Raw genomic sequence first — 19,282 nt, forward strand, 5'->3', positions numbered from 1 at the left:
CGCACGATTTGCCGATCAGCAATTTTAAGCGCGCTATGGTTAAATCATCGCTAATCGCTGGTTTTCACGGGCCGATGGTCAGCTGTGCGCAAAAATGTCGGTCTCGCCCCATCCGAGCAGATCGAGCTTTGCACGGGTCGGCAGGAACTCGAAACAAGCCGTGGCGTGTTCGATACGCTCATCGCGGAGCAGGCGTTCGGTCAGCTTGTCGCGCAGCGCATGAAGGTGAAGCACGTCGGACGCCGCATATTCCAGTTGGGCCTGCGACAGGGTTTCGGCCGCCCAGTCGGTCTGCTGCTGCGCCTTGGAGATGTCGACGTCGAGCAACTCTCTCAGATTGTCCTTGAGGCCATGTCGATCCGTATAGGTCCGCACGAGCCGCGATGCGACCTTGGTGCAGAAGACAGGCGTGGTCGTAACCCCGAACGTGTGAAACAGAACTGCGATATCGAACCGTCCGTAGTGGAAGATTTTCTGATGGGTGGGATCGGCAAGCAATGCGACGAGATTGGGAGCGTCTTTTTGCCCCGAAGCGATCCGGATGACGTCCGCCGTTCCGTCGCCCGGTGATAGCTGCACGACACAGAGCCTGTCGCGGCGGGGAACGAGGCCAAGCGTTTCGGTATCGATCGCGACCGCGCCCGTGTAGCGCGACGCGTCGGAGGCTGGAATATCTCCCTGATGGTACCGTATCGTCGTCTTCATGCGTGTCTCCGATGCCTCGCTGTCTGCCGGATAACCTAGAGGAAAGCTCAGGCGGAAGCACGCAGCCAGGACGTCTTATTTCGGACAATGGCTATCGCTTGGCGACGACGAAACACGAACGTGTGAGCAATTGCTCAGCATTGCACCAAACGCAATGCTGCATTGCAGCAGAACCTCTTGGCGCATCGGGAAGATCTGGCTAGAAGTTGTTCATCGAACGACGCACCTCCTCCTCCCAGTGTCGTTCGATACGGATCAACAACACCCTCCTCCTCCCAGTTGTTGATCAAGTTTAAAGCCTGGCGCATCCTCCTCCCGCGCCAGGCTTTTCTCGTTTTAAGCCCCCTCAAAATCTCTTGGACGACTGACGCGGCCGCCGCAGAACGCCTTGCTGCGGAAAAGAAAAAGCCAGCGCATCGCTGCACTGACTTGTCCGGCACAATGTTTGGATCTGTAGGTCAGCCCAGAGCTTCGATCGCCTTCATCACGTCGTCATCGATCTGAAGCCCGTGCTGAATGCTTTCGGCACGAAGACCGCGGCCGCGCCGGCCGGGCAGGCGGACACCGTCCTGCTTTGCCATTTCGCTCGCCAATGCCGCAAAGCGTTCTGCCGCGCCGCCACCCGTCGTGGCATCCGGATCGATGACGATCAGCGACTGGCCAAGCGCCGGCGGAGGCCCGGTCTCATCGAACAGCGAGCTTGCCTGGTAGGAGAAATGCGCCCCGCCGATGCCGGCCGCCATCACTTCGACCATGAGTGCAAGCGCTGCCCCCTTGGCGCCACCGGAAGGGGCCATCGTTCCCTTGATCGCGGCAAATGCGTCGGTCGTCGGATTGCCGTCGGTGTCGAACGCCCAGTCGTCGGGAATACTCGTCCCCTTCTGGGTCGCTTCCATCACCTTGCCGCGGGCAACCTTGGAAAGTGCTAGATCGATGACCAGCGGCTCGTCACCGGCTATAGGCGCCGCAAAAGCGATCGGATTGGTGCCGAACAGCGGCACCTTGCCACCCCAGGGGGCCATGGAGGCGGGCGCGTTGGCAAACATCATCGCAACCAGCCCCTGCTCGGCAAAGCGCTCCACGGTCAACGCCATGACGCCTGCATGGTGCGAGCGATTGATGGCGGCAAAGGCGATGCCCTGCTCGCGGGCAATCGCTGGAAGTTCTGAGACCGCGAGATCGAGCGCCGGATAGGCGAAACCGAAGTTCGCATCGATTGCGAGAACTGCGGGTCGAGGCCTGCTCGCCTCAGGGAGAGCACTGCCGTCGACCTTGCCGGTCCGCACCTGTTTGACATAGGCCGGGATGCGGCGAAGCCCATGACCGGACTGGCCGGCGGCTTCCGCCTGCACCAGGGCGCGGGCAACCGAGCGTGCGGTGCTATCAAGCACGCCGTTGGCTTCGAAAACGCCGCTCACCAGCGTTTCGGCTTCTTCAAGGGTAATCTGCATGGACAAGCTGTTCCGGGAGCGAGTGTTAAGGAGGGCAACCGAACCCGAAAGCACGGCTACTTGCACTCTACCGACTGAGTGACGAGGCTTGCAACACCTGCCGGTGCGATCGGAACAGGTGATGCGCGTCGAACGGCTGAGACGACGTAGTCGTCTATACGCGTATCTCCAGACGATCTGGCAACGGACACGCGCCCGATATTGCCAGCGCTATCGAAATTGAAGCTGATCGTCACGATCCCCTTCTGGTTGGACGGGCAGCGGCGGGCATTACGGGCGATCTTCGTGCGCACGCGGGTCATCCAGGTGGACGGTGACATCGTCGAGGCCACCGATCCGCTCGAGGTCTGCGCAGCGGCAGTGCGCTCCGACGGCTTTGCCTGAACCTTTGCCTGCGCCTTTTCCTTCTGCGCCTGCGGCTGACGCCGTGGCTTTTCTACCTTCTGGACCGGCTTCGGTGGTGGTGGACGAGTGACCGGCAGCGGGACTTCCACGTTCTCCAACGCTGCGGTGACCTTCTGCTCGATCGGATCGACAGGCTCGGGCGGCGGCGTTTCGACGATCTCCGGCGGCGGGGGCGTTTCCTCCGGCAGCGGCGTCTCGATCACGGGTTCCGGCGGCGGTTCGGGTGTCTCCTCAGCAACTTCCGGTGGCGGTTCGACCGGTGGCGGCTCCTCGACGGGTTCGACCTCTTCGACCGGCTCGGTCTGCTGGGTCTCGACCAGTTGCCGGTCTTCGGTGTCGGTAGCGATCTGCTCTTCGTCCGGGATCGCCGCCTCCGGCTCCGGCGCAAGCTCGATCATGATGGCGGCCTGCGGACCGTTGTCGGCAAGTTCCTCCGGCTCTTGCCTCATCAGAAGCGCTGCGGCGGCAATGTGGACCGTGAGCACAAGGATAGCGGCAGATCCCCACAGCGCGATCTCGCCGATCCTGCTCGCATATCCTCTGCGCTGCATGGCAAGGCTCATGGAGCGCCTCCGGTGGCCGGCGAAGCGGCTGGTGCAGGCGCTGCTGGTGCGGCGGGTGTAGACGCTGGCGCCTGTTGGGCACCCGACGCGGCCTCCAACCCGACCAGCGCAATCTTCAGGTAGCCGGAATCGCGCAGCAGGTTCATCACTTCCATGAACTGCCCGTAATCGACGGCCTTGTCGGCCCGCAGGAAGATCCGCGTATCCTTGTTGCCTTCGGTCTGACGGTCGAGATTTGTGGCAAACTGTTCGCGCGCGACCGGATCGTTGCCGATATTGAGCGACAGGTCGTCCTTGACCGTCACGTAGAGAGGCTCGTCCGGTCGTTCTGCGGGCTTGGCGCTGGAGGCGGGCAGATCGACATTGACGTCGACCGTCGACAGCGGCGCGGCCACCATGAAAATGATTAGGAGCACCAGCATGACGTCGATAAACGGCGTCACGTTGATCTCGTGATTTTCGGGAAGTTCATCGCCGTGATGTTCGCGAATGCCGCCTGCCATGGGTTTATTCCCCCGCGACCAGAGACATTGACGCAGGCCGGCGTCCGCCTGGCGGCACCTTGCGGAAATCCAGATCGCGGCTGACCAGTCGTTCGACACCGGAAGCGGCGTCCGCCAGCAGCTGGCGGTAGCCGGTGACCGAGCGGGCGAAGGCGTTGTAGATGATCACGGCCGGGATTGCGGCGACAAGACCGAGCGCGGTTGCGAGCAGCGCTTCGGCGATGCCGGGCGCAACGACCGCAAGGTTGGTCGTGTTGGACTGCGAAATGCCGATAAAGGAATTCATGATGCCCCAGACCGTGCCGAACAGCCCGACAAACGGGCCAACCGAACCGATCGAGGCGAGAATGCCCGTGCCGCGGGCCATGCGCCGTCCGGAATAGGCTTCGATGCGCGACAGAACCGAAGACACGCGCTCCTTGACGCCACCGGTTTCCGCGTAATCAAGAGCTGCTTCGGAAAGCTCCACCTCTTCCGTCGCGGCACGCAGCATCAGGGCCGCAGGCCCGCCGCGACGGCCCGTCGTCTCAAGCGCTTCCGGCAGCGTATGCGCGCCCTGGATGATTTTCAGGACACGCTTTGCGCGGGTACGGGCGCCCATCAGCTCCAGCGTCTTTGCGATCCAGATCGTCCATGTGAGAAGCGAGGCAATGGCAAGGCCGATCATCACGGCCTTCACCACCCAGTCGGCCGCCATGAACATGCCCCAGGGCGAAAGATTGTGAGGAATATCGGCGCGTGCTTCGGGGGAAGGTGCACCCGTTGCAGCCGGAGCCTGCTCGATTGGCGTCACTGAGGGAGAAGTAGGTTCTGCCGGGGTTGCGTCTTGAACGGGTGGCGGGGTCTGCTGTGTCGTAGGAGCAGCGCTTGGAGGAGCAAGGGCCGGCGCCGTCTGTTGTGCCGGACCAGGCGCTTCCGGTGCAGGCGCCTCGACCTGCGCGAACGCATTTGTCGTCATCAGCATCAAGGCCGCAATCGTTGTCACGAGGGGACCGGGCCCGGCAACGCGCAACTGCTTCCTGTAGAGGTGAGACTTCGGGACAACGGACATGGCAGCGATACTCCGACTGGTCGCCGGAAGGCTCAGGTGGCCCAACGGCTCGATATCATTCAGCCGGTCCGAAAACTGAGGGCGGCGGCTTGCCGCTATGCGATAATAAACATGAGTGTGGTTGGCAACTATAATCGGGAGAGTATCGCTTAAATTTGACTGCTTCCGTCATGATTTGGTCCGCATGGCCCTGCTGCCAGCCGCAGCCTGTCTCCCAAAGCTCCGCACAAACGAAAAAACCGCCGGAGATTTCTCTTCGGCGGTTGATGGTTTCGGCAGCGCTAAACTTACAGCGTGCGCGTAATGTGCTCCACGCGGAAGCACTCGATCGTGTCGCCTGCGCGGATATCTTCGTAGTTTTCGAACGCCATACCGCATTCCTGACCCATCGGCACTTCGCCAACTTCGTCCTTGAAGCGCTTGAGCGTCTTGAGCTTACCTTCGTGAATGACAACGTTGTCGCGCAGCAGGCGAACACCTGCACCACGCTCGACCTTGCCTTCGACGACGCGGCAACCTGCAACCTTGCCGGTCTTCGTGATGTTGAACACCTCGAGGATTTCGGCATTGCCGAGGAAGGTCTCGCGACGTTCTGGCGAAAGCAGACCCGACATTGCTGCCTTCACGTCATCCACCAGATCGTAGATGATGTTGTAGTAGCGGATCTCGGTGCCGGCACGATCGGCCGCTATGCGCGCCTGTGCGTTGGCACGGACGTTGAAGCCGATGATCGCTGCTTCGGAGGATTCGGCAAGCGCAAGATCCGACTCGGTGATCGCACCTGCGCCCGAATGGACGATGCGGGCGCGGACTTCGTCGGTGCCAAGCTTGTCGAGAGCGCCGATAATGGCTTCGACGGAACCCTGAACGTCGCCCTTGATGAGCAGCGGGAATTCCTTGTAGCCGGTATTCTGCAGCTTGCTCATCATCTGCTCGAGCGAACCACGCTGACCGGACTGGCGAGCAACCGCCTTGTCGCGGGCAAGCCGCTGGCGATATTCGGAAATCTCGCGAGCACGGCTCTCGTTTTCAACGACGGCAAACTTGTCGCCGGCAGCAGGAGTGCTGGAAAGACCGAGCACTTCGACCGGCATGGCCGGGCCGGCTTCCTTGACGTGAACACCCTTGTCGGTCACGAGCGCGCGGACGCGGCCCCACTGATCGCCGGCAACGATGATCTGGCCAGGCTTCAGCGTGCCCTTCTGGACGAGCACGGTTGCAACCGCACCGCGGCCACGGTCGAGCTGAGCTTCGATGACGATGCCTTCTGCCGTACGGACCGGATCTGCCTTGAGGTCGAGAATTTCGGCCTGCAGCAGAACTGCCTCGAGCAGCTTGTCGAGATTGGTCTTGTTCTTGGCCGAAACTTCGACGTCGAGAACTTCACCGCCCAGCGATTCCACGAACACTTCGTGCTGCAGCAGCTGCTGGCGCACCTTGTCCGGGTTGGCTTCGTGCTTGTCGATCTTGTTGATCGCCACGATGATCGGAACACCGGCAGCCTTTGCGTGGCTGATGGATTCAATCGTCTGCGGCATCACGCTGTCGTCGGCTGCAACCACGAGGATCGCGATATCCGTTGCCTGGGCACCACGGGCACGCATGGCCGTAAAGGCGGCGTGGCCGGGGGTGTCGATGAAGGTGATCTTCTGGCCGTTCTGTTCGACCTGATAGGCACCGATATGCTGGGTGATGCCACCGGCTTCACCCGAAACTACGTTGGCCTGGCGGATCGCGTCGAGAAGCGAGGTCTTGCCATGGTCGACGTGACCCATGATCGTCACGACCGGAGGACGCGACACCATTTCGCCGGCGTCGTCCATCTGGTTGAAGATACCTTCTTCAACGTCCGATTCCGAAACGCGCTTGACCGTATGGCCGAATTCACCGGCAATGATTTCAGCGAGATCGGCGTCGATGACGTCGCCGGCCTTCATCATCTGGCCTTCCTTCATCAGGTACTTGATAACGTCGACGGCGCGTTCAGACATGCGCTGCGACAGTTCCTGAATGGTGATGGTCTCAGGCAGGATCACCTCGCGCATAACCTTTTCGCGGGTTTCCTGCATTTGGCTGCGGCGGAACTTTTCCTGCCGGCGGCGCATGGCAGCCATCGAACGACCACGGCCGGTGCCGTCATCATCAGTGCTGGCAGCGGTGATCGTCAGCTTGCCCTGGCGACGGCCTTCTTCGACCTTCGGGCGTGTCGGTGGCTTGGCAGGAACGGGCGCTGCAACGCGGCCGCGACCTGGAATGGTCCGGGCAGGTGCGCGATCCTCTTCCTCGTCGTTGCGGCGACCACGTCCGATGACGGGGGCGGCAACAGGTGCGGCTCCCGGCGTCGGGCGAGCCGAGTTACGGTTGTCCTGGGTATTGGCGTTGCGATCTGCAGCGGCTGGCGCTGGCGCAACCGGTGCCGGACGCAGAGCTTCCTCGGCGGCGCGTGCCTTGGCTTCTTCGGCCAGACGTGCTGCTTCTGCTGCTTCTTCGACCTTGCGGCGCTCGTCTTCTACCTTGCGGCGTGCATCATCCTCGACGCGCTGCTTGGCTTCGACCACATCGCGCGCCTGGGCTTCGACGAGTGCGCGACGGCGTGCATCCATTTCGCTTGCCGACAGGTCGTGCAGGACAGCACCACCCGAACGCTGCGGCTGGCGCTGCGGCTGTGACGGCTGCTGCGGACGCTGGCCCTGATGCGACGAGGGACGCTGACCCTGCGATGACGAAGGGCGCTGGCCCTGCGAAGAACCGGGGCGGTATCCCTGCGATGAAGGCTGCTGGACGCGCGGCTGCGGCGGGCTCGGCTGGCTGACGGGTGCAGCAGGGGCGGGGGCTGCAGGTGCAGCGGCTGCCACAGGGGCGGCTGGTGCCGGCGCTGCAGGGGTTGCCGGCTGCGGGCGTGGCGCTACAGGAGCGGCTGCCTCGACCGGGCGTGGTGCCGGTGCTGCGATAGGAGTAATTGGCTTTTCGTCGAGCGGACGGGTCGGACGGCGCTTGACCGTCTCGACGACGACCGCCTTGGTCCGGCCACGACCCATGTCCTGGCGCACAGTACCCTGGGTTACACCCGATGGTTTCAGGGTAAGGGTCTTCTTCACGCCCAGTGTCTTGTCGTCGTTGTTATCAGTCATTCCGTTCCTGTTCCTTCAGACAGGAACAGATGGAAGCCATCAGTGCCTGTCGATCAAATCGTACATATCGATGTGCGTCCGGCAAAAACCGGTAACCGCGTCATTGTTTCGGCATGTCAGCGACACCTTTTGTCTGGGACAGACCGCCCTTGCGGTACTGTTCAAGTAGGTTTGCGCGTTTCACTACACCTTCACCCGCCTGTCCCGCAAGCGCGCAGGCATGGATAAAAGCATTCTGGCCCATCACTTCGTCCAGTTCGGCCCCCGTGAAGAGCAAAAAGGATGGAATTTCTTCCTCGGCATTTGAGCCGAATTTGAAGGCCTTGCGAGCCTGATCGATCTTCCGGATACCGTCTGCCGCAGCATCTGAGGCATGAAAGCAAGCAATCGCGCCGCCGGAGCGAACTGCGGCATCGACCTTCGTCGCGCCCGAAATAAACTGGCTCGCCTTGCGAGCCATGTTCATCATGCCGATCAGATCGGCCGCGAGCAGTCTGTCAACCGTCGCCCCCAGATCGGCATCCGCCTTAGCGTCCGTCTTCAACGCGCGGGCGAAGGATTTCTTCTGGACCGCCCGGTCGATCAACGCCCGTTCGGCCTTTACCCAGCAGCCCCGCCCCGGAAGGCGACGCTTGAGATCGGGAACAACCTGGCCATCAGGCCCGGCCACGAAGCGGATCAGCGTTTCCGGTGATCCGGCTTCACGGGTGACGATGCAGGTACGGTCATTCACGATAAGCTCGTCGTCTGCATCGTCGTCTGGTTCATTGCCAATCGGGATCATTCCCGCTCGGCGGCAGGCGCCTCCTCGGCGTCTTCGGCCTCTGGTGCTTCTTCGGTGGCAAGATCCGCTTCGGTGATCCAGCCAGCCAGCAGGCGGGCCTGCACGACCATGTTTTCAGCTTCGGTGCGCGAAACCTCGAACTTCGAAAACAGACCTTCGAACTTCTTGGTCTCGCCGTCCTTGCGCTCGCTCCAACCGACAAGATCATCGGCCGCGCAGCCGGCAAAATCCTCGATCGTCTTGATGCCGTCTTCGCCAAGCGCGACCAGCATCTGACCGGTCAGGCCGTCGATCTGCTTCAGTTCGTCGGCAACACCGAGTGCGACGCGCTTTGCATCGTTTTCGGACTCGATCCGCTCGAGATATTCGCGGGCACGGGTCTGGATCTCGGTCGCGGTATCTTCGTCAAAACCGTCGATCGAGGAGATTTCGTCGAGCTCGACATAGGCAAGCTCTTCAACGGCGGCAAAGCCTTCGGACGCCAGCACCTGGCCAACCATCTCGTCGACATCGAGCGCGTCCATAAACAGGTTGGTGCGCTCGTTGAATTCCTTCTGGCGGCGCTCCGATTCCTCGGCTTCCGTCATGATGTCGATATCCCAGCCGGTCAGCTGCGATGCAAGGCGGACGTTCTGGCCACGACGACCGATCGCCAGCGACAGCTGCTCGTCCGGAACCACGACTTCGATCCGCTCGCTGTCTTCGTCGAGAACAACCTTGGAGACTTCTGCCGGCTGCAGCGCGTTGACGATGAACGATGCCGGATCCTGGCTCCACGGAATGATGTCGATCTTTTCGCCCTGCAGCTCGCCGACGACGGCCTGAACGCGCGAACCGCGCATACCGACGCAGGCGCCGACCGGATCGATCGACGAGTCGTTGGAAACGACAGCGATCTTGGCGCGCGAGCCCGGATCGCGGGCAACGGACTTGATCTGGATGATGCCGTCGTAGATTTCAGGCACTTCCATGGTGAACAGCTTCACCATGAACTGCGGATGGGTACGCGACAGGAAAATCTGCGGGCCACGCTGTTCGCGGCGCACGTCGTAGACATAGGCGCGAACGCGGTCACCGTAGCGCATGTTTTCGCGCGGGATCATCTCGTCACGGCGAATGATGCCTTCGCCACGACCGAGGTCGACGATGACGTTGCCATATTCGACGCGCTTGACGGTGCCATTGACGATTTCGCCGACGCGGTCCTTGAACTCGTCGAACTGACGGTCACGTTCCGCTTCGCGCACCTTCTGGACGATAACCTGCTTGGCAGACTGGGCAGCGATACGACCGAAATCCATCGGCGGCAGCGGATCGGCGATGAAGTCGCCAATCTTGGCGTCAACGTTGCGATCGAGCGCCAGCGTCAGCGGGATCTGCGTGCCGTAATCCTCGGCGACATCGACCACTTCCAGCAGACGCTGGAGACGGATCTCGCCGGTCTTGGAATTGATGTCGGCACGGATGTTGGTTTCCGAACCATAGCGCGAGCGGGCGGCCTTCTGGATGGCGTCGGCCATCGCAGCCAGCACGATTTCGCGGTCGATGACCTTTTCGCGGGCTACTGCATCTGCGATCTGCAGAAGTTCAAGCCGGTTTGCGCTCACTGCCATTGTCGTTGGTCTCCGTAAGTCGAGCTATGTGCGACCTTCTCAAAGGAAGGCGTGCTGTCGGTTATTCTTCGTCAGTGTGTTCGTCGGTTTCGTCGTTCTGATTGGCGGCCTGCTGCTTGGCCGCTTTGTCAGCCCGCAACGCGTCGCGGATCAGTTCGTCGGTGAGGACAAGCTTTCCTTCGGACAGCGCCGTAAACGGAATGAGCAAATGCTGTGTCTCGCCATCGGCGACCTGATCGCGGTCGATCGTGAAGCCCTCGGACGTGACGTCGGTGATCTTGCCGCGAAAACGCTTGCGATTGTCGACCAGGATCGACGTCTCGCATTTCACGATATGGCCGTTCCAGCGCTCGAAATCGGACTTGCGCACCATCGGGCGATCGATGCCGGGCGACGATACTTCGAGATGATACTCGCGATCGATCGGATCTTCCACATCGAGAACGGGCGAGATCGCCATCGAGACGGCTTCACAGCCCTCGACATCCATCGTGCCATCGTTGCGTTCGGCCATGATCTGCAGCGTCGCGCCATTCTGATTGAGCATCCGGACGCGCACGAGGCGGAAGTCCATGGATGTCAGAACGGGCTCGATGATCTCGGCCACTCTGAGTTCAAGCCCGGTCTCGACGATCAGGCGCGGTTCGCTGTCGGTTTGTGGCATGCGCCCTCCGAATTCGTGCTCCCTGTCCGGTTTCCGGACGAGGGGGAGAAAAGCGATCGCCTAACAAAAAAGAGCGGGTCCGGGAGGGCCCACTCTTCATCGGACGATCAAGAATATGGCCTGCATATACGCTTTCACACCGGCGATTGCAAGACCGCCGCAAGACTCGTCGCATTCGCTCCGGTCCGTGATGGGGTTGGTGACAGCAGATCTCCATCATCGGGCATTTTAGGACATGACGCGGGTGGAATTTGTGGTCTTCAGGTCTATAACCCTTTGGTGACAGTGCCATGATGGGAGGAAGAGACTTGCCCGATCGGATTTCGACGCTGGCGCCGTTTCGGCTGCCGACGTTCCGAATGATCTGGATTGCCAGCATCGCGTCGAATTTCGGTGGGTTGATCCAGGCCGTCGGTGCCGCCTGGATGATGACGGCGATCGCCAGTTCGCAAGATATGGTGGCGCTGGTGCAGGCGTCCAACGCGTTACCGATCATGCTGTTTTCGCTGGTCGCCGGCGCATTGGCCGACAATTACAATCGCCGAAGCCTAATGCTGACGGCGCAGGTCTTCATGCTGACCGTGTCGATTGCACTGACGGTGTTTGCCTATCTCGGCCTGCTGACGCCCTGGCTTCTTTTGATGTTCACCTTCCTGATTGGCTGCGGCACGGCGCTCAACAATCCGTCCTGGCAGGCCTCGGTCGGCGATATCGTACCACGCGAAATCCTGCCGACCGCAGTGACGCTGAACAGCGTCGGCTTCAACATCACCCGCAGCGTCGGCCCGGCGATCGGCGGCGCGATCGTCGCAGCAGCAGGGGCTGCCGCCGCCTTCGCGGTCAACGCGATGAGCTATTTCGCCATCATCTACGCACTGGTTCGCTGGAAACCGCAGCGTGCCGACGATTCGCTTCCGCGTGAAACTTTGCTGCGGGCGCTGTCTGCCGGCCTTGGCTACGTCGCGATGTCGCCGAACATTCTGAATGTGCTGCTGCGCGGCCTGCTGTTCGGTCTGACCGCAAGCGCTATTCTGGCCCTTCTGCCGATCGTCGCCCGCGATCTCGTGTCCGGTGGCCCGTTCACCTACGGCATCATGCTGGGCGCTTTTGGCATCGGCGCCGTCGCCGGTGCCATTGCCAATGCGAGGCTCAGGGAAAAGTTCTCGAGCGAATGGATCGTCCGGTTCGCGTTCGTCGGCTTTGCCGCAAGTTCCGCCGTGATCGGCGCAAGCACGAACACGACACTGACGGTGATTGCGCTCTTGTTCCCAGGCGCCTGCTGGGTTCTCGCGCTATCGCTGTTCAACACCACCGTCCAGCTCTCCACCCCGCGCTGGGTCGTGGGGCGGGCCCTGTCCTTCTACCAGACGGCAACCTTCGGCGGCATTGCTGCGGGCAGCTGGATGTGGGGTCTACTTTCCGAAAACTTTGGCGCATCGGTTGCACTGTCCATCGCGAGCTTGGCCATGCTCGTCGGCGCTCTCGTCGGATGGCGCATGCCGCTGCCACAGTTCGGCGATGTCAATCTCGATCCGCTCAACCGCTTCAACGCGCCGCTTCTGAGCCTCGCGCTGCAGCCGCGAAGCGGGCCGATCGTGCTCCAGATCGATTACCTGATCGGCGAGGCGGACATCCCCGAATTCCTGACCCTGATGGCACGCCGCAGACGGGTGCGGATCCGCGACGGTGCAAGGCAGTGGGCCTTGATGCGCGATCTCGAACATCCCGACGTCTGGACGGAGACCTATCATACCGCCACCTGGGCAGATTACGTGCGCCACAATCAGCGGCGCATGCAGATGGATGCGGAGATCTGGGACGCGATCCGCAAGCTGCATCAGGGCGATGAGGAACCGAAGGTTCATCGCATGATCGAGCGGCAGACGATCCCGCCGCCCTCCGACATCATGCACAAGCCGCATATCGACCTTCACCACTAAGGCGAAGGCTGTGGTCCGTTACTTGAGCCGGCTTTTCAGCGATGCATCCGGATAGCAGGTCGGCGTCAGGCCATTCTTGGCCTGCCAGTCGCCAAGCGCCCGGCGGGTTTTGAAACCCGGCAGACCATCCACGTTGCCGACATCATACCCCTTGGCCACCAACGCCTTCTGCATGGCAAGCACGTCGGAGCGAAGCATCTTGCCAACGTCACCCCACGAGCCCTCAAAGGCGCCGGCACCATGGGCGATACGATCAGCCAGATTGCCGATGAACAGCGCATAGAGGTCGGAGTTGTTATATTCCTTCAGCACGTAGAAATTCGGCGTGACGACGAATTCCGGTCCGTTGCGGCCGGCAGGTACCAGCATCATGCCGGATGCCTTGAGATCCGCCGTAGGAAAGGCCTTGCCGGAGATGCGGGTAATGCCCGTCGCCGCCCAGGCGGAGATCGGCTTTGCCAGATCCGGGCCTTCCTGGGCGCAGGAAACCTTGGCAGGAATGGAAACCTCGAAACCCCAGTCACGCCCGCGCTGCCAGCCTTCCTGCTGTAGATAGTGGGCGATCGATGCTAGCGCGTCGGGCACAGAATTCCAGATGTCCGGGTGCCCGTCCTTGTCGAAATCGACGGCGTATTTCAGGTAGCTGGTCGGCATGAATTGCGGCTGGCCGAGAGCGCCCGCCCACGAACCCTTCATCGTCGCCGCATCCACGTCGCCGCGCTCGACCATCATCAGCGCTGCGATCAGCTCCTCGCGGAACATCGGTTTGCGGGTGGACATGAAGGCCTTGGTCGCGAGAACCTCGATTGCCGAATAGGGAAGCCGTGCCTTGCCGAAGCCGGATTCACGACCCCAGATGGCGACGACGATCTCGCCGGGAACGCCGTAAGCGGCCTCGATCCGCTTCAGCGTCGCGGCATGTGTCGATGCAAGGCCACGGCCCGTTGCCGCCAGTCCCTGCAGCCGCTTTTCGGAGAAATAGGCGCCCGGGGAAGAGAACTCCGCCTGGCTCTGGTCCTGGCTTTTCGGCGGCTTTGATCCCGGCGGCACCAGATCGGGCAGGCTCCAGTTGAGCGAGATCCCGCTGAAGGCGGTCTTTATGGTCCGCTCGGAAATGCCAGATTTGCGGGCTTCCGGCCCAAGATCGCTGGCGATCCATCGCTGGAACTGCTTTTCCACATCCGGCTTGTTCTGCGCCATGACGGGGAGGGGAAGCAGACAGATAAGGGTGCCGAGAGCGATGAGTGTCTTGCGCATGAAATCTCCTCAGATCGCCGTTCGTGCCCGAAGTGCCGCCGTCAGCGTGCCTTCGTCGAGATAGTCGAGCTCGCCGCCGACAGGCACGCCGTGCGCCAGACGAGTGATCTTCACATCGATGCCGGCAAGCTGGTCGGTTATATAGTGTGCTGTGGTTTGTCCCTCGACCGTGGCGTTGACGGCGATGATGATTTCTTTGACGACGCCTTCACTCACCCGGTCGATCAATCCACGAATGTTGAGATCATCCGGTCCGATGCCATCGAGCGGCGACAGCGTGCCCCCCAGTACATGATAGGCCGCGTTCATCGCGCCTGCGCGCTCCAGCGCCCAGAGATCTGACACATCCTCGCAGACGATCAGCGTCGACTGGTCGCGTCGGATATCGGTGCAGACGGTGCAGGGATCGGACGTATCCACGTTGCCGCAGCGCGAGCAGATCTTCACCTTGTCATAGGCCTCGCCCATCGCGTTCGACAGCGGACCGAGCAGCTGGTCTTTCTTTTTGATGAGATGCAATGCCGCCCGGCGGGCCGAACGGGGGCCGAGACCCGGTACTTTCGCCAGAAGCTGGATGAGTTTTTCGATTTCGGGGCCGGTGACTCGCTTTGCCATGGTTCTCCTTTAGCCCATATGCAGGGGAAACGGAATCGACGAAGGACCAGCCGAATGAAACTTCTTAGCCTCTGCCTTGGTCATCCGGAAAAGCTTCCGGGCAAGAGCTACAAGACCGGCATCAACAAGATGCCGATGAGAAACGCGGTCATGATCGACGTGGAAGGCCTGGTCGGCGATGCCGTCTGCAATACGAAATATCATGGTGGCCCTGAGCAGGCGATCCTGCTCGAAGGCAGCCTGACGCTGGATTGGTGGCGGTCGCAACTCGGCCGTGATTTGCCGGATGGCACGTTTGGAGAAAACCTCGTGATCGAAGGGCTCGACAACCGCGACGTGGCCGCCGGCGACTGTTTCCGCATCGGTGCCGAGCTTGTGCTGCAGGCGACATCCGCCCGCACGCCCTGCGCGACGCTCGCCGCCAAGATGGGCGATCCGTCCTTCGTCAAAGCCTACCGAACGGCCGCACGCCCCGGCATTTACTGCCGGGTGCTGACGCCGGGTTTCGCATCGGCGGGCGATGCCGTCGAATTCACCGTCTACCAGGGAGCCAGGGTTTCCATTCCGGAACTGCTAGCCAAATTCGGCAAGCGTCTGGGAGATGACGACAGGCAGCGGTTTTTGTCCGCACCCATCCATGCCGATATGCGAGACGCGATCCAAGCCGGAAAGCCCGCCAAATTCTAGCGAATAGGCGGGTCTTGCCGGCAGGCGGTTCCAAGAAGGAACGCCGATCTCGTCTTAGAACGGCAGCTTCATGCCGGGCGGAATCGGCAGGCCGGCGGTCAGTTCCTTGGTCTTTTCGGCAGTGATTTCCTCCGCCCGGTCCTTGGCCAGCTTGTGGGCTGCAATGATCAGGTCTTCGAGGATCTCGGATTCGTCTTCCTTGAACAGGGACGGGTCGATTTTCAGACCCAGCATGTCGCCCTTGCCGTTCATCCGGATCGTCACGAGGCCGCCACCGGCGGTGCCTTCGACTTCGAGAGCGGCGATATCCGCCTGCATCTTCTCCATCTTGGCCTGCATTTCCTTGACCTTGCCCATCATGCCCATGATGTCGCGCATCGGGATCTCCTCTTCCTGATTTTTAAAGTTCGATGTCGTCGCCCGGCAGGATATCGCCCTCGGCGCTTTCCACCACGGCTGGCGGCGGCAATTCGTCTGCGTCGATTTCGTCCTCGCTCACGCGGATCCGGACGTCGGTGATCTTTGCGCCGGGAAACTGCGACAGGATCGCCGCGACATCCGGGTCGGAGCGGGCGTCGGTCAGCCGCGCTTCGCGCGCCGTTCCCTCTGCCTCGACCAATGTCGGCGAACCGTCTTCCTTGCTGAGGGAGACGATCCAGTGGATACCGGTCCATTCCTTCAGCTTGACGCCGAGTTCACCCGGCAGCGTCGTTGGTCCGCCGTCGGTCAGGCGCATGTCGAGCCGGCCCGGTTCGATCTTCACCAGCCGCACGAAATTGCGCACGAGCGCCTTCAGCTTCGCGTCGCGGTTCTTGGAGCAGAGATCGACGATGTCGGCCAGCGAGCGAACCGCAACGCTGGGCTCGGGCTTTTCCTCGATACGGCCGACCGGCATCTCGCGCGGATTGTCGTTCGGCACGGCTTTCAGCATCGCGGTCGGTCCGCCTGACGGCATCCGCTGCGACTGCATATCGACCCCGCGGGCATTGAGTGGCTGCTGCGATGACGAAGTCTGGCCTGCGCCATTACCGCCGCCGTTCCCATTGGGCACTCCGCGCTGGCCATCGCCGCCGGAAAGGTCGGCAAGCCGGCGCGCGGCGTCTTCCGGCGAAGGAAGGTGGGCAGCATGGGTCAGGCGGATCAGCACCATTTCGGCGGCACCGGCGGGGCGGGAAGAGTTCTCCGCTTCCGGAATGCCCTTGAGCAGCATCTGCCAGATCCGCGAGAGGGTGCTGACGGCGATCGTCTCGGAAAATTCGCGACCGCGCACACGCTCCACTTCGCTCAGCGAAGGATCGTCCGCCGCTTCCGGGATATATTTGAAGCGCGTGACGAGATGGGTGAAGTCTGCAAGGTCGGTCAGAACCACGACAGGGTTGGCGCCGGCCTCGTATTGGGCGGTAAATTCGGAAAGGGCAGCCGTCACGTCGCCCTGCACGATCTGTTCGAACAGATCGACGATGCGGGCGCGGTCGGCAAGCCCCAGCATGCCGCGCACGGTATCGGCCACCACATGGCCTGCGCCATGGGCAATCGCCTGGTCGAGAAGGGACAGTCCGTCGCGAGCCGAACCTTCGGCCGCGCGCGCGATCATCGACAGCGCCTCGGTCTCGGCCGGAATACCTTCCTTTTCGAGGATGGTCGTGAACAGGCCGACGAGATCGGCAGCGCTGATCCGGCGGAGGTCAAAGCGCTGGCAGCGCGATAGAACGGTAATCGGCACCTTGCGGATTTCCGTCGTCGCGAAGATGAACTTCACATGCTCCGGCGGCTCTTCGAGCGTCTTCAGCAGGCCGTTGAAAGCTTGCGTCGAGAGCATGTGCACTTCGTCGATGATATAGACTTTGTAGCGCGCCGAGACAGGGCGGTAGCGCACCTGCTCGATGATCTCTCTGATGTCGTCGATACCGGTATGCGAGGCCGCATCCATCTCGATGACGTCGACATGCCGGCCTTCCATGATCGCCTGGCAGTGCTCGCCGGGAATCCGCAGATCGATCGTCGGACGGTCGATCTCGGCGGTCTTGTAATTCAGCGCACGCGCCAGAATGCGGGCAGTCGTCGTCTTGCCGACACCGCGCACACCGGTCAGCATATAGGCCTGGGCGATGCGGCCGGTCTCGAAGGCGTTGGTGAGTGTTCTCACCATCGGCTCCTGGCCGACCATCAGGTCGGAAAAATCCTTGGGACGGTATTTGCGGGCGAGAACCCGGTAGCCACTGCCGGAAGGCGTCGGCGCAGTCGGGTTGCTGGAATATGTCGGCCCGTCGTCGCTCATGAAAATCCTGCCAGCCTGTACGGGCCATTCCGGCCGTCAGAGACTGAGCGCGCCGGATGCTGACCAAGATGAGAGGGTGGGAGGCTGGCACGGCGACCCGTGCCTGGCTCGTTAGGGCTGCTTCCTTCCGGACCTGACCCGGTTGGCGAGTGGCTCGTCCACCACCAACCTCCCACCGCTCATATCGTCAATAACGCTTCCAAATGCAAGCCAAGCCTGTAAAAAACTACGACCAGATAAAAACATTAGGAGGAATGCTTGAGCGAGTTCGAACTGGACGGGCGCATTGCGCGGGACTCCGATCTCATCGCCACCCTCGATCTCTGCCAGCTGCGGATCCAGAATGACAGCCGCTGGCCGTGGCTTGTCATGGTGCCGCAGCGGGCCGACATGACCGAGATCTTCGAGCTTTCAGAAGCGGATCAGGCGCACCTGGCGGCCGAGGTCAATCAGGTTGCGGCAGCGTTGAAAGAGATAACGGGCGCGACCAAGATTAATGTCGGTGCGCTTGGCAACATCGTCCGGCAGCTCCATGTTCATGTGATTGCCCGCTTCGAAGGCGATGCGAACTGGCCGGGCCCGATCTGGGGCTACGGATCCGCAGAACCGTATGATGGCGAAAAGAGGCAGGCCCTGATGAACAGACTGATGGAAAAGCTTTCCCGATGAGCAGCATATTCGATACCGATACACCCCATCCCGACCCCAGCAGCCTCACGGCGTTCTCCGGCAACAAGCTAGACCGGCAGGCGGAAAACCGGGAAGACGACTGCATCGAGAAGGCGCTGTCCGTCGATGGCACCCATATCCTCGCCTTTTCCGGCAGCCGGGTCATTCTGAAGCACGACGGCCAGATCCTCGATCCGCTGTTTGCGGCTTACGAGCTGGCGGAGCTGAAGCCGGATTTCGACCGGGCCGTGCTGCTCGGCCATCACCAGAACGGCGAGCCGCGCGTCGCCGTCCCGGTCACGATCGCCGATGAAGAGCTTGCAAGCCATTACAAGCCGACCGAGGCGCGAGCTCTTTTCCGTGAAGGCCTGCTCGATGACGAGCTTCAGGGCGAGGTCGCCCAGGCCGTGTCCTTGCTCAACTGGAATGCCGCCAATATCTTCTGCGGCAAATGCGGCTCGCCCACCGAAATGAAGATCGGCGGCTACAAGCGCGTCTGCACACAGTGTCAGCACATGATGTTTCCGCGCACCGACCCCGTCGTCATCATGATGACGATCGATGAGGAAAACGACCGCTGCCTTTTGGGACGCAGCCATCATTTCCAGGAGGGTATGTATTCCTGCCTGGCTGGCTTCGTCGAACCCGGCGAAACGATCGAACAGGCCGTCAGACGTGAAACCTTCGAGGAATCGGCGATCGAGATCGGACGCGTGCGCTATCACGCATCGCAGCCCTGGCCGATGCCGCATTCGCTGATGATCGGCTGTTTCGCCGAGGCGACGTCGACGGAGATCACCATCGATGCCCACGAAATGTCTGACGTTCGCTGGTTTTCGCGCGCCGAGGTGCAGGCGATGCTGGAGGCAGGCCCGGATGACAAGCCGTTCGGCCCCGCCAAGGGAGCGATTGCCTATCGGCTGATGCGCGACTGGATCGACTGGAAGCGCTGAAAGGAGCGCTTCC

The 19,282-nt window shown here is 61.6% G+C and carries 17 protein-coding genes and 1 other RNA gene; 4 read left to right on the forward strand and 14 right to left on the reverse strand.

What is annotated here, in order from left to right:
* Positions 1-78: 78 nt before the first annotated feature.
* The 9 genes from ACQY1K_RS00405 to rimP form a co-directional block, all read right to left on the reverse strand.
* Positions 79-705 carry a ribonuclease D gene (locus ACQY1K_RS00405; protein WP_430258009.1) on the reverse strand — a complete coding sequence of 209 codons (627 nt, stop codon included), beginning with the start codon at positions 703-705 and terminating at the stop codon, positions 79-81.
* A 458-nt stretch (positions 706-1,163) separates the two neighbouring features.
* Positions 1,164-2,156, reverse strand: coding sequence for an Ldh family oxidoreductase (locus ACQY1K_RS00410; protein WP_430258010.1), 993 nt, complete (start codon positions 2,154-2,156; stop codon positions 1,164-1,166).
* Between the two features lie 56 nt (positions 2,157-2,212).
* Positions 2,213-3,124 (reverse strand): energy transducer TonB family protein, encoded by a 912-nt coding sequence (locus ACQY1K_RS00415; protein ID WP_430258011.1) that lies wholly within the window; start codon positions 3,122-3,124, stop codon positions 2,213-2,215.
* A complete protein-coding gene (gene exbD / locus ACQY1K_RS00420) occupies positions 3,121-3,627 on the reverse strand; it encodes a TonB system transport protein ExbD (RefSeq protein ID WP_430258012.1) in 507 nt (168 codons plus the stop codon). Before exbD ends, ACQY1K_RS00415 begins: the two co-directional genes overlap by 4 nt.
* Positions 3,628-3,631: 4 nt before the next feature.
* Positions 3,632-4,591: a tonB-system energizer ExbB gene (exbB, locus tag ACQY1K_RS00425; protein WP_430258844.1), complete on the reverse strand. Its 960-nt coding sequence runs from the start codon at positions 4,589-4,591 to the stop codon at positions 3,632-3,634.
* A gap of 374 nt (positions 4,592-4,965) precedes the next feature.
* Positions 4,966-7,809 carry a translation initiation factor IF-2 gene (infB, locus tag ACQY1K_RS00430; protein ID WP_430258013.1) on the reverse strand — a complete coding sequence of 948 codons (2,844 nt, stop codon included), beginning with the start codon at positions 7,807-7,809 and terminating at the stop codon, positions 4,966-4,968.
* Positions 7,810-7,909: 100 nt separating this feature from the next.
* Positions 7,910-8,593, reverse strand: a complete 684-nt coding sequence (locus ACQY1K_RS00435; protein ID WP_430258014.1) for an RNA-binding protein — start codon at positions 8,591-8,593, stop codon at positions 7,910-7,912.
* Positions 8,590-10,206 carry a transcription termination factor NusA gene (gene nusA, locus ACQY1K_RS00440; protein WP_113109286.1) on the reverse strand — a complete coding sequence of 539 codons (1,617 nt, stop codon included), beginning with the start codon at positions 10,204-10,206 and terminating at the stop codon, positions 8,590-8,592. The genes ACQY1K_RS00435 and nusA overlap by 4 nt, the downstream gene beginning before the upstream one ends.
* Positions 10,207-10,267: 61 nt before the next feature.
* Positions 10,268-10,870, reverse strand: a complete 603-nt coding sequence (gene rimP, locus ACQY1K_RS00445; RefSeq protein ID WP_062578581.1) for a ribosome maturation factor RimP — start codon at positions 10,868-10,870, stop codon at positions 10,268-10,270.
* 290 nt (positions 10,871-11,160) lie between these two features.
* Between rimP and ACQY1K_RS00450 the strand changes: the two genes are divergently transcribed.
* Entirely contained in the window at positions 11,161-12,810 is a 1,650-nt protein-coding gene (locus tag ACQY1K_RS00450; RefSeq protein ID WP_175487293.1) for an MFS transporter, read from the forward strand.
* A gap of 18 nt (positions 12,811-12,828) precedes the next feature.
* Here ACQY1K_RS00450 and ACQY1K_RS00455 read toward each other — a convergent pair whose 3' ends face one another.
* Positions 12,829-14,010, reverse strand: a complete 1,182-nt coding sequence (locus tag ACQY1K_RS00455; protein ID WP_430258846.1) for a lytic murein transglycosylase — start codon at positions 14,008-14,010, stop codon at positions 12,829-12,831.
* Positions 14,011-14,076: 66 nt separating this feature from the next.
* Positions 14,077-14,682, reverse strand: coding sequence for a recombination mediator RecR (gene recR / locus ACQY1K_RS00460; protein WP_113167613.1), 606 nt, complete (start codon positions 14,680-14,682; stop codon positions 14,077-14,079).
* 54 nt (positions 14,683-14,736) lie between these two features.
* Here recR and ACQY1K_RS00465 point away from each other — a divergent pair, with 54 nt between their 5' ends.
* Positions 14,737-15,369, forward strand: coding sequence for an MOSC domain-containing protein (locus tag ACQY1K_RS00465; RefSeq protein ID WP_113109289.1), 633 nt, complete (start codon positions 14,737-14,739; stop codon positions 15,367-15,369).
* A 54-nt stretch (positions 15,370-15,423) separates the two neighbouring features.
* Here the strand turns inward: ACQY1K_RS00465 and ACQY1K_RS00470 are convergent, their stop codons facing one another.
* The 3 genes from ACQY1K_RS00470 to ffs all read right to left on the reverse strand — a co-directional run bounded on the left by ACQY1K_RS00470 (position 15,424) and on the right by ffs (position 17,820).
* Positions 15,424-15,747: a YbaB/EbfC family nucleoid-associated protein gene (locus tag ACQY1K_RS00470; protein ID WP_062454196.1), complete on the reverse strand. Its 324-nt coding sequence runs from the start codon at positions 15,745-15,747 to the stop codon at positions 15,424-15,426.
* Between the two features lie 22 nt (positions 15,748-15,769).
* Complete coding sequence (locus ACQY1K_RS00475; RefSeq protein ID WP_430258015.1) at positions 15,770-17,647, reverse strand: DNA polymerase III subunit gamma/tau; 1,878 nt, start codon at positions 17,645-17,647, stop codon at positions 15,770-15,772.
* Between the two features lie 76 nt (positions 17,648-17,723).
* Positions 17,724-17,820, reverse strand: an RNA gene (gene ffs / locus ACQY1K_RS00480) — signal recognition particle sRNA small type.
* 85 nt (positions 17,821-17,905) lie between these two features.
* Between ffs and ACQY1K_RS00485 the strand changes: the two genes are divergently transcribed.
* Both ACQY1K_RS00485 and nudC read left to right on the forward strand, forming a co-directional pair.
* A complete protein-coding gene (locus ACQY1K_RS00485; RefSeq protein WP_062578590.1) occupies positions 17,906-18,316 on the forward strand; it encodes an HIT family protein in 411 nt (136 codons plus the stop codon).
* Positions 18,313-19,269, forward strand: a complete 957-nt coding sequence (gene nudC, locus ACQY1K_RS00490) for an NAD(+) diphosphatase (protein WP_430258016.1) — start codon at positions 18,313-18,315, stop codon at positions 19,267-19,269. Before ACQY1K_RS00485 ends, nudC begins: the two co-directional genes overlap by 4 nt.
* Positions 19,270-19,282: the final 13 nt, after the last annotated feature.

Origin of the sequence: Neorhizobium sp. IRS_2294, assembly GCF_050500145.1 — a bacterium.
Taxonomy (GTDB): Bacteria; Pseudomonadota; Alphaproteobacteria; order Rhizobiales; family Rhizobiaceae; genus Neorhizobium; species Neorhizobium soli.